Below are 17,229 nucleotides of genomic sequence, written 5' to 3' on the forward strand. Positions count from 1 at the left end.
GGCGAAACAAGTGCGGGGGAGAAGCCTTAGGTAAGGCGGCTTAGGCGTTGTCAGACGGCGTGGAGTTTTCCTCGCCGCCGTTTCCGGCCTTCGCTGCGGTTTCAGAACCGAGCTTGGCCATTTCCTCGGCGGCAGAAACCATGGCGTCCTGGCCGTTGATGACGGCATCGACGGCCTTCTTCAAAGCCGTGGTGAGCTGCTCGTCGGTCATTCCGGCCGCGGCGGGAATATCGCGCTCGGTGCGGACGACGAGCATATCGTCGTGCTCAGAAATAACTGCTCGCGCGCCGAATGCTACAGAGTTGATCTGGTTGGCGGCGAGGAAGAGTCCGGCATCGGCCTTGGAGAACGAGGCATCGGTTGGCACATCGCAGCGCACGATGACAACGGAATCCAGGACCGCAAACATGGTGGGCAGGCCATTGAGGTTGGCGGTGGCGGCGTCAATTTCGCCTTCCACCTTGGTCAGCTCAATGTCGAAGGTGCCCATGGCAGCTACGACGCGGTCTAGATCGACCTCAGGCAAATTGTTTTCGGTAGATGCGGTGGATGCATTAGTCATGGTTATGCTCCTCCCAGGTGACAAGCTGTGGGTAGTGCTCTTCAACAAAAGCCATGGACTGCAGCATGGAGTCCAAGGTGGACATCACGAAGGCACCGATCTGGTTGCGGGACAGGCCATGGGAAATGTTGATTTCGCGCACGCCGGAGACAGCCAGATTATTTTCGGCCGATTCAAAAAAGCGCAGGGTGGGCGCGAAGTGCTGCTGGTTCCACTTATTGAGGACCATGAGCAGTTGCGGGCCTTCCGAGGCTGGGGCGTTGCCGCGCCAGACGGAGTCTGCCACGAGGACATCGTCACGCACTTGCAGGGCAATGGCGATATTGGAAAAGCCGGTGCGCAGGATCTTTACCGTCTCGCCTTCGCCGACGGTCTGTTCTTCTACGCGGTACTCGAGCTTTTCGGAGTCAAAAATTTCACCGATGCGCTCTAGGGTGACATCCTCAATGGGCGTATCGGGATACAGGGTTGGTTCTTCAGACACGTAAGTAGTCTCAATCCATGTACTAATCGGGGATAATGGTCAACCCTGCCTAGTTTACCTAACTCATAGCGCTCCTACGGCGACTCCCACAGGCTTTCGCCGCCGAGTTCGTGCGCCAAGGCGGCGTCGATGGTGGGGTAGCGGAAGGTATGGCTTATGTCCTCGAGCACCTGTGGCTTCACCCGCTGGTCGGCCAAGGCGAGTTCTTGCGCGCCTTGCTTGCCCAGGAGCAAAGCGGGTCCGAATTGGGGGATCGGCAGGATGGTGGGTCGGTGCAATTCGGATCCCAAGGCGGATACGAAGTCCTTATTGAGCACCGGGTTTGGTGATACCCCATTGACCGGACCCTTAAGGTTCTCATCCACGATGGCGCGTATATAGGAGTCGGTGAGATCGTCTAAGGCGACCCAGCTGTACCAAAAGTTGCCGTCACCAAAGGCGCCGCCAAGCCCTGTGGAAAACAGCGCGCGCAACAGCGGTAGCAGGCCGGAATTCCCGGACATCACGATGCCGGTGCGGATATTGACCACGCGTTTTCCGGCCTTTTGGGCGGGCGCGCAGGCCTTCTCCCAGTCCGCCACGACATCGGCAAGAAAGCCCTCGCCGCGCTCGGCGTCCTCGGTTAGCAGCTCATCGCCGCGCTCAGACCCGTAGAAGCCGATGGCAGAGGCACACACCATGGCCTGTACGGAATCGGTGGCGGCCACCAGGCGGGCGAGGTTTTCGGTGGGGCCCACGCGGGAGTCGCGGATATCGGCCTTGTGGCTGTCATTAAAGCGCCCAAAGATGGGTTCGCCGGCTAGGTGCACCAGCACGTCGATGCCCTCGAGGAGATCGGGCCGCGGGTGGTGCGGGCGCCACTCGCGCTGGCCGGATTGCGCGGTGCCGCGCACGAGCTGGATCACGGTGTGGCCCAGGGTCTGTAGCTGCGCGGTCAGGGCGCTGCCCACGCTGCCGCGCGAGCCGGTGATGGCGATGGTCAACGGCTTGTGGCCGAGCTGGGCTTCGCGCAGGCGGTTTTCAAAGGCAATATCCTGGATGAGCTGGTGCTGCCGGTAGGCGAATAGCGAGGTGAGGGCGGTGGCGGGAATGCGGGTATCTACCTCGTCCGTAATCAGCGTCCCGTCTGGGTGATCGGCAAAGCGATGCGTATGACGCCACTTGGCAAATTTGCGGATCGGCGCGTTGATGCAGACATCGCTGAAGCTATAGCCGGCCTGGTAGCGCGATAGATCGTGCTGGGCCGTCCACTGCAATCCGCCGGGCAGGGCGAGCAGGGAGGTGCCATCGCCCAGATCGGTGGCCTGTTGCACGGGCTTCATGAATGCGAAAGGTGGGTTTAGGCGTGCGAGCGACCCTGGCCGGGAATGCCACTGCCAGACGTGTTCGCGGGAGGCTGGGACTACGTGCTGCGCGGAGAAACTCACTGCGTGATGCACCTCTTTCGGCTAAGCCTCACCCACGGGTGGGTAAGGTGCTAGAGTAATACGTGTCTATCAGCATAGACGTCTACAAGTTCATTGACAGGCATCCTTTAATGACCGCACCGTGAGGCGGGGAAGGAGGTCACGATGAGTGGAACTGACGTGAACGCGAATCAGTTGGAGCTTTTAAGCGCCGATGATGTCTCGCGTACCGTTGCACGCATCGCGCACCAGATTATTGAAAAGACGGCGCTCGATTCCGCGGAAGCCCCGCGGGTCATTTTGTTGGGCATTCCCTCAGGCGGAGTACCCCTAGCGGAGCGCCTCGCGCAGAAAATACACGAGTTTTCCGGGGTTCCCGTTCCGTGGGGCTCGCTCGACATCACGTTGTACAGGGACGATTTGCGCAATTTCCCGCACCGCGCCTTGCAACCGACCTCGATCCCAGACGGCGGCATTGATAATGCCACGGTCATCTTGGTCGATGATGTCCTTTATTCCGGCCGCACCGTCCGCGCCGCCCTCGATGCGGTGGGCGATGTCGGCCGGCCTTCGATTATCCAGTTGGCCGTATTGGTTGACCGCGGGCACCGCGAAGTCCCCATCCGCGCCGATTATGTGGGCAAGAACCTGCCCACGGCGCGGGAAGAAGATGTCTCCGTATACATCCAAGACATCGATGGCCGCGATGCCGTAGTCCTCACCCGCTCTACGTCCGCGGGCGATGCCGCGCAGATAAGGGGAACGCACTCATGAAACACCTGATTGATAGCGCGGAACTATCCCGCGCAGAGATTATCGGCCTGCTGGATGAGGCCGATCGCTTCCGCGAGGCGCTCGATGGCCGCGAGGTCAAAAAACTGCCGACGCTGCGCGGACGCACGATTTATACGCTCTTTTATGAAAACTCCACGCGCACGCGCTCGTCTTTTGAAACGGCCGGCAAGTGGATGTCCGCTGACGTTATCAACCTCTCGGCGTCGACCTCGTCCGTGAAAAAGGGCGAGTCCTTAAAGGATACGGGCCTGACGCTGGCGGCTATCGGCGCCGATGCCATCATCATGCGCCACCCCTCTTCCGGCGCGCCGCAGCAGCTGGCCCAGTGGGTGGACTCGGATGGCAACGGCCCTGCAGTGATCAACGCCGGCGACGGTGCGCACCAGCACCCGACGCAGGCCTTGCTTGATGCCGTTACAATGCGCCAGCGCCTAGGCCTGCGCGGCGATAATGGCTTCGAGGGCCTAAAGGTAAAGATTGTGGGCGATTGCCTGCACTCGCGCGTCGTGCGCTCCAACGTGGATCTCCTGCACACCTTGGGCGCGGAGGTCACCCTCGTGGGACCTGCGACCTTGATGCCGTGGGGTGTGGACAAGTGGCCGGTGCGCGTGTCCTATGACTTTGATGCAGAGCTTTCAGATGCCGATGTCGTGATGATGCTGCGCGTGCAGCAAGAGCGCATGGACGGCGGCTTTTTCCCGTCCCACCGCGAGTATGCGCAGCTCTTTGGGCTCTCGCAGCAGCGCGCCGCGGCGCTGCACAAGGACGCCATCGTCATGCACCCAGGTCCCATGCTGCGCGGGATGGAGATCAACTACGCCGTGGCCGATATGGATAAAACCACGGTATTGCAGCAGGTCAACAACGGTGTCCACATGCGCATGGCAGTGCTTTTTACGCTGCTGACCAATGGCGATAACGCCGGGATTTAAACCGGGCAGAGCATAAGCCACGTAAAAGGGAGAGAAAATGACTACGTACCCAGCTACCGGCCGGCTGTCCGCACCGGCCGAAAACCCACTACTGATTAAAAATATTCGCCTTTACGGGGAAGGCGAGCCCACCAACGTCCTCATCCGCGGTGGCGTTATTGACTCCATCGGGCCCGAGGTGCAGGCAGAGGGTGCCGAGACCATCGAGGGCGACGGCAACGTGCTGCTGCCTGGCCTGGTTGACATGCACGTGCACCTGCGCGAGCCAGGCCGCGAGGATACCGAGACCATCGAGTCCGGTTCCAAGGCCGCGGCCAAGGGCGGGTTTACCGCGGTGTTTACCATGGCCAATACCACGCCGGTCACGGATCAGCCCATTATCGCCGAATCCGTATGGGCAAAGTCCCAGGCACTGGGGCTTTGCGATGTCCACCCGGTCGGCTCCATCACCAAGGGCCTAGAAGGCAAGTCCTTAACGGAGTTCGGCATGATGGCGCGCAGCGATGCCAAGGTGCGCATGTTCTCTGATGACGGCAAGTGCGTGCAGAACCCACAGCTGATGCGCCGCGCGCTGGAATACGCCAAGGGCATGGACGTGTTATTAGCCCAGCACGCCGAGGATGACCGCATGACCGGTGGATCGTCTGCCCACGAGGGCGAAAACGCCGCGCGGTTGGGCCTGCGCGGCTGGCCGCGCGTGGCGGAAGAATCCATCGTTGCCCGCGACGCCCTGTTAGCCCGTGATTACGGCAACCGCGTTCACATCTGCCACGCCTCCACGCAGGGCACGGTGGAGCTCCTGCAGTGGGCGAAGGAACACGATATTCCGCTGACCGCAGAGGTCACCCCGCACCACCTGCTGATGACCGATGACAAACTGCGCACCTATGACGGCCTCTTCCGCGTGAACCCGCCGCTGCGCGAACAGCGCGATACGGAGGCGCTGCGCCAGGCGCTTCTTGATGGCACCATTGACTGCGTCGCCACCGACCACGCGCCGCACGGCTCCGAAGACAAGTGCGTGGAATTCGAAAATGCGCGCCCCGGCATGTTGGGGCTGGAGTCCTCGCTGGCGGTCATCGCCAAGCTCTTTGTGGAAACCGGCCTGGCGGACTGGCGCTTTATCGCGCGCGTCATGTCCGAGCGCCCCGCTGAGATCACGCGCCTGCCAGGCCACGGTCGCCCCTTGGAAGTGGGGGAGCCTGCCAACTTAACCATCGTTGACCCACAACACCACTGGGTATCCGATTCCGCGCAGCTTGCATCCAAGTCCCACAACAACCCGTACGCGGGCGAGGAATTTGGTGCGCGAGTTACCCACACCATCTTGCGCGGCTCGGTAACGTTCGATCTGAACGCCGCAACTCAGGACTAACCTTGCACGCAGCACCCAATCAAGGCACAGAAAGGCCACGACGTGACTGATAAAACCCCAGCAATCCTCGTCCTTGCGGATGGGCGTACCTTCCGTGGCTACGGCTTCGGCGCTACCGGCACCACCCTCGGTGAGGCCGTATTTACCACCGCGATGACCGGGTACCAGGAAACGATGACGGATCCGTCCTACCACCGCCAGATCGTCGTCTCCGCAGCCCCGCACATTGGCAATACCGGCTGGAACGATGAGGACAACGAGTCCCACGGCAATAATATTTGGGTCGCAGGCCTGGTTATCCGCGATCTGTCCCGCCGCGTATCCAGCTGGCGCGCCGAGCGCAGCTTGAGCGAAGAAATGCAGGCCCAAGGCGTCATCGGCATCCGCGGCATCGATACCCGCACCCTGGTGCGCCACCTGCGCAACTACGGTTCCATCTCTGCGGGCCTCTTCTCCGGCGAGGCCGCCACCCGGCCCGTCGAGGAGCTCCTCGAGGAGGTAAAGAGCCAGTCCTCCATGGAGGGCGCGGACCTTGCCGCCGAGGTATCCACCGATAAGCCCTATGTTGTTGAGGCCCAAGGAGAAAAGAAGCACACCATCGTCGCCTTTGACATGGGCGTGAAATCCGCTACGCCGCGCTACCTTTCCCAGCGTGGCATCGAGACCATCGTAGTGCCGTCAACGACCACCTTTGCAGAAGTTCAGTCCTATAACCCGGATGGCGTCTTTGTCTCCAACGGCCCGGGTGACCCAGCTACCGCCGATGACACCGTTGCCACCATCAAAAAGGTGCTCGCGGCGGACATCCCGTTCTTTGGCATCTGCTTTGGCAACCAGCTGCTCGGGCGCGCGCTGGGCCTAGATACCTACAAGATGAAATTCGGACACCGCGGCATCAACGTCCCGGTACGCAACCTGCTGACTGGCAAGATCGACATCACCTCCCAAAACCACGGCTTCGCGCTGCAGGCGCCAGATAATTACGACCTGGCCGATAAGGACGCCGAATTCGCTTCGGACTTCGGCCCGGCCCACATCACGCACATCTGCTTGAACGATGACACGGTCGAGGGCGTCGCCCTGCGCAATGGCAAGGCTTTTTCGGTGCAGTACCACCCGGAATCCGCTGCCGGCCCGCACGATGCCAACCCGCTTTTTGATCAATTCTTAGAGCTCATGGCCAACCACACCCCGAAAAAGTAGTCACCCAGGAAAAGGAAGAAATATTATGCCAAAGCGCACTGACATTAATCACGTCCTGGTCATCGGCTCCGGGCCCATCGTCATCGGCCAGGCCTGCGAGTTCGACTACTCCGGAACCCAGGCCTGCCGCGTCCTCAAGGACGAAGGCCTGCGCGTGACCCTGGTGAACTCGAACCCGGCCACCATCATGACCGACCCCGAGTTCGCCGACCACACCTACGTCGAGCCCATCGAGCCGGAATACATCGAAAAGATCCTGGTCAAGGAGACCGAGGAAGGCCACCCCATCGACGCCGTGCTGGCTACCTTGGGCGGGCAAACCGCGCTCAACGCCGCGGTGCAGCTGGACCGCCAGGGCATATTGGATAAGTACGATATCGAGCTCATCGGCGCCGATATTGATGCCATCGAGCGCGGCGAAGACCGCCAAAAGTTCAAGGATATCGTGGCCTCGGTAGGCGGGGAATCCGCCCGCTCGGCGGTGTGCCATAACATGGATGAGGTCCACGAGACCGTCGACAAGCTCGGCTTGCCCGTCGTGGTGCGCCCGTCCTTTACCATGGGTGGCCTGGGCTCTGGCCTGGCCTTCAATAACGAGGATCTGGATCGCATCGCCGGCGGCGGTCTTGCGGCCTCGCCGGAGGCCAACGTGCTCATCGAGGAATCCATCCTCGGCTGGAAAGAATTCGAGCTCGAGCTCATGCGCGATGGTGATGACAATGTGGTCGTCGTCGCCTCCATCGAAAACGTCGATGCCCTGGGCGTGCACACCGGTGACTCCGTGACCGTGGCGCCGGCGCTGACGCTGACGGACCGCGAGTTCCAGAAGATGCGCGATCTGGGCATCGACATCATCCGCGAGGTGGGCGTTGATACCGGCGGCTGCAATATCCAGTTCGCCTTGAACCCGGATGATGGCCGCATCATCGTCATCGAGATGAACCCGCGCGTCTCCCGCTCCTCGGCGCTGGCATCCAAGGCCACGGGTTTTCCCATTGCCAAGCTGGCCGCGAAATTGGCCATCGGCTACACCTTGGACGAGGTGCAAAATGACATCACCGGCGAAACCCAGGCGGCGTTCGAGCCGACCTTGGACTATGTCATTGTCAAGGCGCCCCGCTTTGCCTTCGAGAAATTCCCCGGCGCCGATGACACCTTGACCACCACGATGAAATCGGTGGGCGAGGCCATGGGCATCGGCCGCAACTACATCTCCGGCCTGAATAAGGTCATGCGCTCGCTGGAAAACAAGCCCAACGGGTTCTGGACCAAGCCCGATGAGTATTTTGCGGGCGAGCGCGCCGCCGACGTGCAGGCGGTGCTCAAGGATCTCGAGCGCCCCACCGAAGGCCGCATGTACGATATCGAGCTGGCCCTGCGCCTTGGCGCTACGGTCGACGAGGTCCACGAGGCCTCCGGCGTGGACCCATGGTTCATCGCGGAGCTCGAGGGCCTGGTGGAATTCCGCCAGGAGCTTGTCGATGCCCCCGTGCTCACCGAGCAGCTCCTGCGCGAGGCCAAGGTCTTTGGGCTTTCCGATGCCCAAATTGCCGCCCTGCGTCCCGAGTTCAACGGCGAAGACGGCGTGCGCAGCCTGCGCTGGCGCATGGGCATTCGGCCCGTCTTCAAGACCGTCGATACGTGCGCCGGCGAGTTCGAGGCGCAAACGCCGTACCACTACAGCTCTTATGAGCTGGATCCTGATGCCGAAACCGAGGTGCACCCAGCACCGGAAGGCTCGAAGGGCAAGGTCATCATCTTAGGCTCTGGTCCGAACCGCATTGGCCAGGGCATCGAATTCGACTACTCCTGCGTGCACGCCGCCCTTGAGCTTTCCCGCAAGGGCTATGAGACCGTGATGGTCAACTGCAACCCTGAGACGGTATCGACCGACTATGACACCGCTGATCGCCTGTACTTCGAGCCGCTGACCTTCGAAGACGTCATGGAGGTCTACCACGCAGAGGCAGCCTCCGGCGAGGTCGCCGGCGTGTTGGTGCAGCTGGGCGGCCAAACCCCGCTGGGCCTGGCAGAGCGCCTCGACGCCGCCGGCGTGCCCGTGGTGGGCACCAGCCCCGCGGCCATCGACTCCGCCGAGGACCGCGGCGAATTCGGCAAGGTCCTCGATGAAGCAGAGCTGGCAGCGCCATCGTATGGCACCGCCACCTCCTTCGAGGAGGCCCGGAAGGTCGCAGCCTCCATCGGCTATCCGGTTCTGGTTCGTCCTTCCTACGTCTTGGGCGGCAGCGGCATGGAAATCGTCTACGATGAGCAGTCGCTGGAGAACTATATCGAGCGCGCCACCGAGCTCTCCCCAGACCACCCGGTCTTGGTGGACCGCTTCTTGGACTCGGCCATCGAGATCGATGTCGACGCCCTGTGCGACGGCAACGAGGTCTACTTGGGCGGCGTGATGGAGCACATCGAGGAAGCCGGCGTTCACTCCGGCGACTCCTCGTGCGCCCTGCCGCCGATGACGCTGGGGCCAGAGGACATCGACAAGGTGCGCGAATCCACGCGCCGCTTGGCCGAGGGCATTGGCGTGAAGGGCCTGATGAACGTCCAGTTCGCCTTGAAGGACGATGTCCTTTATGTCATCGAGGCCAACCCGCGCGCCTCGCGCACCGTTCCGTTCGTGTCCAAGGCGACCGGCGTGCCGCTGGCTAAGGCTGCCGCCCGCATCATGATGGGATCCACCATCGCGGAGCTGCGGGAAGAAGGCCTAATCCCATCGGCCTACGATGGCGGCTCCTTGCCGCTTGACCACCCGATTGCGGTCAAGGAAGCGGTCTTGCCCTTCGAGCGCTTCCGCCGGCCAGACGGTAGCCTGCTGGATACCCTGTTGTCGCCGGAGATGAAGTCCACCGGTGAGGTGATGGGCCTAGCCACCAACTTCGGTGCAGCCTACGCCAAGGGCGAAATCGCTGCCTTTGCTGTCCCGCCCACGGAAGGCACCATCTTCGTCTCCGTGGCCAACCGGGATAAGCGCACCCTGATTTTCCCCATCCAGCGCCTGGCGCGCATGGGCTACAACATCGTCGCCACAGCCGGTACCGCGCAGATGCTGCGCCGCAACGGCATCGAGTGCGAGGTTGCCGTCAAGGTCTCTGAGGCCAAGGAAGGCGAAGAGTCCATCGTGGACAAGATTTTCAACGGCGAGATTGACTGGATCCTCAATACGCCAGCCGGCTCTGCCGGTGCGCGCCACGACGGCTACGATATCCGCGCCGCAGCGGTGCACATGGGCCTACCACTCGTCACGGTGGTCCAGGGCATTACGGCGGCGGTACAGGGCATCGAGGCGCTGCGCCAGGGTGATTTGCAGGTCCGCGCACTTCAGGAGCTTGAGCATGGCCCACGCAACTAAATCCTTCGGCCAGCGCCTAGTAGACGCCGGCCGCGAGCGCGGGCGGCTTTGCGTAGGCATCGACCCGCACCCGTACCTCTTAGAGCACTGGGGGCTGGATAATACCGCGGAGGGCCTGCGCACCTTCAGCCTGCGCTGCGTTGAGGCCTTTGCAGATTCCGCTGCGTTGGTAAAGCCGCAGGTGGCCTTCTTCGAGCGCTTCGGCGCCGCTGGCTTTGCGGTCTTGGAAGAAACGCTGGCTGGCCTCCGCGAGGCAGGGTGCCTCACGGTAGCAGATGCCAAGCGCGGCGATATCGGCTCCACCATGGAAGGCTATGGCGATGCCTGGCTAGGGGAGACCTCGCCGCTGCGCGCTGATTCGGTGACCTTATCGCCGTATCTCGGCGTAGGGGCGCTGGGCGCGGCCATTGCCACAGCACTAGAAAACAACCGCGGCGTCTTCGTCTTGGCGGCCACCTCTAATCCAGAGGCGCGCGCCATTCAAGCGGTTCCTGCGGGCACGGCGGACTCGATTGCCCAGGCCGTGGTGGACGAGTGCGCCACCTTCAATGCCACAGCACTTGAGGCCGGCGTGGCTGGAAGCGTGGGCGTTGTGGTGGGCGCGACCGTCGAGAACCCACCCCGCTTGGACGCGCTTAATGGCCCGGTGCTGCTTCCCGGCGTCGGCGCCCAGGGGGCGGGTCCCGCGCAGGTGCACTCCATTGTGTCTGCGTGCCCGCAGCTTGGGTTCGCCAATGTCTCGCGCGCCGTCTTGCAACGCGGCCCCCAGGTCGATGACCTGCGCAAAGCGGTGATCGATACCGCAGACCAATTCCGGGATTAGAACACGCGGCGGGGCCAATTAACGGCCGCGCCGTTTACCTGGTATTTTGGTCTAGGCATGTGCGTTGACGTGCTAAAACGAGCGGCTCATCTGGGTCGCCTATCGTCATCGTGTCACTAGCGGTGCTAGGATAATCAGAAGTCGGTGTGCTCGAAGGTTCAGGGTAACTTTCCGCGGTATTTCCATCGCGTTTGGCAACCGGAATCTGGTACCAAGTATCAGAAGTAATAGAAGCAATCTAATGAATCGGAGGAAACTCGTGGCCCTTCCAAAGTTGACTGATGAGCAGCGTAAGGAAGCTCTCGCAAAGGCCGCTGAGGCCCGCAAGGCTCGCGCTGAGCTCAAGGCTGCGCTTAAGCGCGGCGAGACCGACCTGAAGGACGTGCTGGAAAAGGCTGAGACCGATGAGATCATCGGCAAGACCAAGGTTTCCGCACTCCTCGAGGCTCTGCCTAAGGTTGGCAAGGTCAAGGCCAAGGAAATCATGGAAGATCTGGAGATTGCGCAGACCCGTCGCCTGCGCGGTCTGGGTGAGCGCCAGCGTCGTGCTCTGCTTGAGCGCTTCGGTTACGACGACGAATAATCACGTCTATGGCTGACGCAACTGCTCGCGGTCGCCTCGTCGTGTTGGCGGGTCCTTCCGCAGTGGGGAAATCCACCGTAGTCTCGCGTCTACGGCATGACGTCGAGGGGCTGTATTTCAGCGTGTCTATGACAACGCGCCAGCCCCGCCCCGGGGAAAAAGACGGCGTGGATTATTTCTTCGTCACCCCTGAGGCCTTTCAGGAACGCATTGATGCCGGTGAGATGCTCGAATGGGCAGATATTCACGGCGGATTGCAGCGTTCCGGAACACCCGCCCGGCCCGTAGAAGAGGCCTTGGACGCCGGTCGCCCGGTTCTCGTCGAGGTCGATTTGGCCGGTGCGCGCAGCGTTCGCAAGGCCTTGCCGGAAGCGGATTTGGTCTTCTTGGCACCGCCTTCGTGGGAGGTGTTGGTAGAGCGCCTGACCGGTCGCGGTACCGAACCGCAAGACGTCATTGATCGTAGGTTGCACACTGCGTACGAGGAACTAGCTGCACAGGATGAGTTTGATCACGTTGTGGTCAATGAAAACCTAGATGAGGCAGTGGCCGCCATTAGTGATATCCTGCGTGGATAGACTCTTCTTTTGACCATCTTCAACCAATGTAAAGGTGCATGTGACTAACGTGACCACCCCTTCTAACACTGAATCCGCGAAGTCGGAACCGGTATTTGATGACCCGATTGGCATTACGGACCCGCCAATCGATGAGCTGTTGGACAAGGTTTCTTCCAAGTACGCCTTGGTAATTTTCGCTGCCAAGCGTGCGCGCCAGATCAATAGCTACTACCAAGAGCAAGATGAAGGCGTCTTTGAGTTCGTCGGCCCACTGGTTAACCCAGAGCCCGGCGAGAAGCCACTGTCCATCGCGCTGCGCGAAATCGACGCAGGTCTGTTGGACCACGAGGAAGGCAAGTAAGTAGCGCTCGCTTTCGCGTGCGCACCTTGTGCCTCATTTCAGCCCCGTCCGGCCAAGCCCACTTGGTTTCACTTCTGTGGAACTAACGTGGTGGCCGGGCGGGGCTCTTGTCATGCCTGCACGGTACGATTGTGCGATGTGACTGTTTCAAAATCTCCTCGCAATATCGTGCTTGGCGTTGCCGGTGGCATCGCCGCGTATAAGGCCTGCCACTTGGTGCGCAATTTCAAAGAACATGGCGATAATGTCCGCGTCGTTCCTACAGAAAGCGCATTGAACTTCGTAGGTGCCGCCACTTTTGAGGCATTATCCGGAAATCCCGTTTCCACCAGTGTTTTTGAGGCCGTAGAGGACGTTCAACACGTAGCGGTAGGGCAGGAGGCCGATGCCGTGGTCATCGCCCCTGCCACGGCTGACCTCATTGCGCGCTTGGCTGCGGGACGCGCCGATGACTTGTTGACCGCGACCGTGCTGGTGGCAACGTGTCCCATCATCGTGGCGCCCGCCATGCACACGGAAATGTGGAATAATCCAGCGACACAGGACAATGTGCAGACCCTGCGTCGACGCGGCATTACCGTCATGGAGCCGGCGCACGGGCGCCTTACGGGTAAGGATACGGGCGCAGGCAGGCTGCCGGATCCAGAACAGATTGCGGCCATCGCGCGCACCGAGCTCGCGGGTTTTCATATCGATCACAGCTGGGCGGGGCTGAAGGTCGTGATCTCTGCCGGTGGCACTCAAGAGGAATTGGATCCGGTTCGCTATTTAGGAAACCGTTCCTCCGGCAGGCAGGGGTTTGCGCTGGCTGAGGTCGCCGCACACAAGGGCGCGGATGTCATGGTTGTGGCAGGCAATACGGCGGAGCTGCCCGTACCGAGCGGGGCTACGATCCGGAATATCGTTTCCGCCCAAGACTTGGAGGCCGCGATGCGCGAGGAATCCCGCGATGCCGATATCGTCATCATGGCCGCGGCGGTCGCGGATTACCGGCCCGCGAACGTGGCTGAGTCCAAAATGAAAAAGGGCAAGGCGGATGATGCGCTCGCGACGCTAGAGATGGTGGAAAACCCAGATATCTTGAAGTCTCTCGTGGCAGCGCGCGAGGAGGGCGAGGTGCCGCAAAAGTGCGTCATCGTCGGTTTCGCGGCCGAGACGGGGGATGGCGATTCTTCGGCGCTGGATTACGCGAAAGAAAAGTTTGCGCGCAAGGGGTGCGATGTATTGATGGCTAATGAGGTCGGCCGCGGCGTGACCTTTGGCCAGGAAAGTAGCGAGGGGTGGATCCTGAGGCGGAATGAGGAACCACAGCGCGTAGAGCATGGATCCAAGCAGGTCGTCGCGGCGCAGATTCTGGACGCCGTGAATGAAATGATTGAACCGGGAAATTAAATATTGCGTTTATAGACCGCTTGGTCTAGGGTTGCCTTGTAATGGGTTGGGGCAGAATGCCTCGGTATCGAATACGTAATAATCAAAGGAAGTTTTTGTGACTGATAACGCTGCAGTGGAAGCTCGTCTTTTTACAAGCGAGTCCGTTACTGAGGGGCACCCGGATAAAATCTGTGACGCCATCTCGGATGCCATCTTGGATGCACTTTTAGAAAAGGATCCGGAGTCTCGCGTCGCCGTGGAAACGCTGGTTACCACCGGCCAGGTACACGTCGTGGGCGAGGTCCGCACCAACGCCTACGTGGAAATTCCGGCACTTGTGCGCGAGACCCTAAAGTCCATCGGCTTTACCTCTTCCGATGTGGGCTTTGATGGCAATACCTGTGGCGTCAACATCGCCATCGGCGAGCAGTCGCAGGAAATCGGTGCTGGCGTGGATACCTCCACCGAGGCGCGCGACCAGGGCGCGGATTATGACGAGGAAAATGACACCGCCGGCGCCGGCGACCAGGGCCTGATGTTTGGTTACGCGTCGAATGAAACCGCAGAGTACATGCCGTTGCCCATCGCCTTGGCGCACCGTCTGTCCCGCCGCCTGACCCAGGTGCGCAAAGAGGGCATCGTGGACCACCTGCGCCCGGACGGCAAGACCCAGGTGACCTTCGCTTATAACGACGATAATGAGCCTTCTCACCTGGATACGGTCGTTATTTCTACCCAGCACGATCCTGAGGTTGATAGCCAGTGGCTAGAAACCCACCTGCGCAGCGAGGTGCTGGACTGGGTCATTAAGGATGCCGGCCTTGATAAGTACTACACCGATGAGACCAACCTCTTGGTCAATCCTTCCGGCTCCTTCATCTTGGGCGGCCCAATGGGCGATGCAGGCCTTACCGGCCGCAAGATCATCGTGGATACCTACGGTGGCATGGCCCGCCACGGCGGCGGTGCCTTCTCCGGCAAGGACCCCAGCAAGGTGGACCGCTCTGCGGCCTACGCCATGCGCTGGGTGGCCAAGAATATCGTCGCCGCGGGCCTGGCGGATCGCGCAGAGGTGCAGGTGGCCTACGCCATCGGTCGCGCCAAGCCGGTTGGCCTCTACGTCGAGACCTTCGGAACCGCGAAGCAGAACTTGACCGATGAGCAGATCCAGGCTGCCGTCAATAAGGTCTTTGACCTTCGCCCGGCGGCCATTATCCGCGAATTGGATCTGCTGCGTCCTATTTACGCCCAGACCGCCGCCTACGGCCACTTTGGACGTACCGACGTTGACCTGCCGTGGGAGCAGTTGGACCGAGTGGAGGAATTGCGCGCTGCCGCTGGTCTGTAGAATGTGGGCTTATGCCTAAGAAAACACCCGCCGCCCGGAAACCGGTCGCGCGGGTGTTGCCTCTTTTAGGGGTTGCCCACCTCGATCGGGGCTTTGATTACCTGGTAGATGAGGCCGAATCTGATAGCGCCCAAGCTGGGGTGAAGGTGCGCATTCGGTTCAATGGGCGCTTGGTGGATGCGATCATCGTCGAGCGCAAGCATGAGTCCGATTTTGGCGGGCAGCTGCGCTTTATCGAGCGGGTCATCTCTTCATTCCAGGTCTATCCACCGCAGCTGTCCCGGCTGGTAGAAGCCCTTGCGGATCGCTATGGCGGAATTTGCTCCGATATCATTCGCTCCGCCATTCCGCCGCGGCACGCAAAGGCAGAAGAAGCGGATTTGGATACGCCGTGGGAAGAACTCGGCGCCGCCAGCGAGCCCGATTTATCCGGGTGGTCTGCCTATCAACATGGGGAAACTTTTGTTGATTCCATCTTGGGCGGGAAATTGGCCCGCGCCGCGTGGCAAATCGCTCCCGGCGATGAATGGGAAGATGCGCTCGCGGCCTTAGCGGCCAAGGTTGCCCTGGGTGGGGGAGGCGTCCTTATCGTGGTCCCAGACCAAAAGGTAGTGGACGCCCTTGAAAATGCCCTGCGCGGTGTTGTGGGGCCGAAACAAATTACGGTGCTGACCAATAGCATGGGCCCGCAGGCGCGCTATCGCCGCTATCTTTCGGCCTTGGTGGGGCAGGCGCGAATCGTCATTGGTACGCGCTCGGCGGCTTTTACCCCCGTGGACAACCTGCAGCTGGCCGTCATTTTTGATGATGGTAACGATAACTTGGTGGATAATATTAAGCCCTACGTCCACGCCCGGGAGGTGCTTACCACCCGCTCTGCCTTTGAAAATTGCAGCTTCATTGCGGCGAACCACTCGCGCACGGCAGAAACCCAGTTATTGGTCGACTCTGGGTGGGCACACGACCTCATTCCGAGCGCCTCAACCATAGAGGCGCGCCGGCCCGATATTTTGGCCATTGGTGCCTACGGGCTATCCATTTCTAGGGACCTGGAGGGCGGTACGACCTCTGTGCAAGCGCCGGCCTTTCAGGCAGCGCAGCAGGCCCTCGACCGCGGCGAACCAGTGCTAGTGCAGGTCCCACGCAAAGGGTATGCGCCTATTTTGGCGTGCGGAAAGTGCCATTCTCCCGCGCGGTGCCGTCACTGTAACGGGCCATTGGGGTTGCCTCCGAGCTCGGAGCGCTCAAGCGAGGAAGCCGTCATGCCTACCTGCCGTTGGTGCGGGCGCATTGCCACCAACCACCGCTGTACCGAGTGCGGCTCGCCGCGCCTGCGCGCCATCGTTTTAGGCTCCGAACGCACCGCCGAGGAATTGGGGCGCGCCTTTCCCAATACATCCGTTGTGGTCTCCGGCGGCAATAAGGTTGTGGGCTCAATTGAAAATGCCCCGGCATTAGTGATTGCTACCCCTGGCGCCGAGCCGCGGGTGAATGGCGGCGCCTATGGCGCGGCGCTGCTATTGGACGCGGGCACTTTATTAAACCGGCAAGACTTGCGCGCCACCGAGGACTGCCTGGCCAAATGGGCGCAGGCGGCCACCATGGTCAGGCCGCATTTTAAGGGCGGGCGCGTCATCATCGCCGCGGATCCGGAACTTCCCGTGGTGCGCCACTTCATGAGCTGGGACATGGTCGCGGCCGCGGTAGAGGAATTGCGGGCCCGGCGCGAGGTGCGCTTTCCGCCGGCCGTGCACTTTGCCGCCATCGATGGGGCGGATGCGGCATTGGATTCCTTCGAGCAGTTGGTGGATCTGCCAGAGCACGCCGAGGTCTTAGGCCCGGTTCCGCTTCCACCAGGGGACAGCCTCCCCGGGGAATACGATGCGGACCGCTTTGGCCCACCCCAACGCCTAGTGGTGCGCGCCCCGCTGGGGCCGCGATCGCAGTTGGGACGCGCGCTGCGCAAGGCTAATGCGGCGCGCAGCGCAAGAAAAGATGAATTGCCGCTTCGCATCACGGTCGATCCCATTCACGTGGGTTAGAAGTGCGCATAGAC

Annotated in this window: 15 protein-coding genes; 12 read left to right on the plus strand and 3 right to left on the minus strand. The window is 61.2% G+C overall.

All coding sequences use genetic code 11. The annotated features are described in order from the left end of the window. Positions 1-40: 40 nt before the first annotated feature. From HMPREF1261_RS08735 to HMPREF1261_RS08745, 3 genes are all read right to left on the minus strand, one after another. Positions 41-562: a YbjN domain-containing protein gene (locus HMPREF1261_RS08735; RefSeq protein ID WP_023030683.1), complete on the minus strand. Its 522-nt coding sequence runs from the start codon at positions 560-562 to the stop codon at positions 41-43. Then, a complete protein-coding gene (locus HMPREF1261_RS08740) occupies positions 555-1,046 on the minus strand; it encodes a YbjN domain-containing protein (protein ID WP_005279056.1) in 492 nt (163 codons plus the stop codon). Before HMPREF1261_RS08740 ends, HMPREF1261_RS08735 begins: the two co-directional genes overlap by 8 nt. A gap of 74 nt (positions 1,047-1,120) precedes the next feature. Next, positions 1,121-2,473 carry a TIGR01777 family oxidoreductase gene (locus tag HMPREF1261_RS08745; RefSeq protein ID WP_023030684.1) on the minus strand — a complete coding sequence of 451 codons (1,353 nt, stop codon included), beginning with the start codon at positions 2,471-2,473 and terminating at the stop codon, positions 1,121-1,123. Between the two features lie 144 nt (positions 2,474-2,617). On the opposite strand from HMPREF1261_RS08745, the gene pyrR reads away from it, so the two are divergent. The 12 genes from pyrR to HMPREF1261_RS08805 all read left to right on the plus strand — a co-directional run bounded on the left by pyrR (position 2,618) and on the right by HMPREF1261_RS08805 (position 17,215). After that, entirely contained in the window at positions 2,618-3,226 is a 609-nt protein-coding gene (gene pyrR, locus HMPREF1261_RS08750; RefSeq protein ID WP_023030685.1) for a bifunctional pyr operon transcriptional regulator/uracil phosphoribosyltransferase PyrR, read from the plus strand. Then, complete coding sequence (locus HMPREF1261_RS08755) at positions 3,223-4,179, plus strand: aspartate carbamoyltransferase catalytic subunit (protein WP_023030686.1); 957 nt, start codon at positions 3,223-3,225, stop codon at positions 4,177-4,179. Before pyrR ends, HMPREF1261_RS08755 begins: the two co-directional genes overlap by 4 nt. A 37-nt stretch (positions 4,180-4,216) precedes the next feature. Beyond that, positions 4,217-5,554: a dihydroorotase gene (locus HMPREF1261_RS08760; protein WP_023030687.1), complete on the plus strand. Its 1,338-nt coding sequence runs from the start codon at positions 4,217-4,219 to the stop codon at positions 5,552-5,554. 42 nt (positions 5,555-5,596) lie between these two features. Continuing rightward, on the plus strand, positions 5,597-6,757 hold the full coding sequence (gene carA / locus HMPREF1261_RS08765; protein WP_023030688.1) for a glutamine-hydrolyzing carbamoyl-phosphate synthase small subunit: 1,161 nt from the start codon (positions 5,597-5,599) through the stop codon (positions 6,755-6,757). Between the two features lie 25 nt (positions 6,758-6,782). After that, complete coding sequence (gene carB, locus HMPREF1261_RS08770) at positions 6,783-10,124, plus strand: carbamoyl-phosphate synthase large subunit (protein ID WP_023030689.1); 3,342 nt, start codon at positions 6,783-6,785, stop codon at positions 10,122-10,124. Next, the gene (gene pyrF / locus HMPREF1261_RS08775) at positions 10,108-10,947 is read left to right on the plus strand and encodes an orotidine-5'-phosphate decarboxylase (RefSeq protein WP_023030690.1); all 840 of its coding nucleotides are present in this window, start codon (positions 10,108-10,110) and stop codon (positions 10,945-10,947) included. The genes carB and pyrF overlap by 17 nt, the downstream gene beginning before the upstream one ends. A 259-nt stretch (positions 10,948-11,206) precedes the next feature. Further along, positions 11,207-11,530 (plus strand): integration host factor, actinobacterial type, encoded by a 324-nt coding sequence (gene mihF / locus HMPREF1261_RS08780; RefSeq protein ID WP_023017443.1) that lies wholly within the window; start codon positions 11,207-11,209, stop codon positions 11,528-11,530. A gap of 8 nt (positions 11,531-11,538) precedes the next feature. Next, positions 11,539-12,108, plus strand: a complete 570-nt coding sequence (gene gmk / locus HMPREF1261_RS08785; protein WP_005279073.1) for a guanylate kinase — start codon at positions 11,539-11,541, stop codon at positions 12,106-12,108. A gap of 40 nt (positions 12,109-12,148) precedes the next feature. Further along, positions 12,149-12,451, plus strand: a complete 303-nt coding sequence (rpoZ, locus tag HMPREF1261_RS08790; RefSeq protein ID WP_005279075.1) for a DNA-directed RNA polymerase subunit omega — start codon at positions 12,149-12,151, stop codon at positions 12,449-12,451. 138 nt (positions 12,452-12,589) lie between these two features. Then, entirely contained in the window at positions 12,590-13,843 is a 1,254-nt protein-coding gene (gene coaBC / locus HMPREF1261_RS08795; protein ID WP_034658199.1) for a bifunctional phosphopantothenoylcysteine decarboxylase/phosphopantothenate--cysteine ligase CoaBC, read from the plus strand. A 97-nt stretch (positions 13,844-13,940) separates the two neighbouring features. Beyond that, positions 13,941-15,173, plus strand: coding sequence for a methionine adenosyltransferase (gene metK, locus HMPREF1261_RS08800; RefSeq protein WP_023030692.1), 1,233 nt, complete (start codon positions 13,941-13,943; stop codon positions 15,171-15,173). 11 nt (positions 15,174-15,184) lie between these two features. Then, positions 15,185-17,215, plus strand: a complete 2,031-nt coding sequence (locus HMPREF1261_RS08805) for a primosomal protein N' (RefSeq protein ID WP_023030693.1) — start codon at positions 15,185-15,187, stop codon at positions 17,213-17,215. Positions 17,216-17,229 lie beyond the last annotated feature (14 nt).

Origin of the sequence: Corynebacterium sp. KPL1818 (genome assembly GCF_000478135.1) — a bacterium.
GTDB lineage: Bacteria > Actinomycetota > Actinomycetes > Mycobacteriales > Mycobacteriaceae > Corynebacterium > Corynebacterium accolens.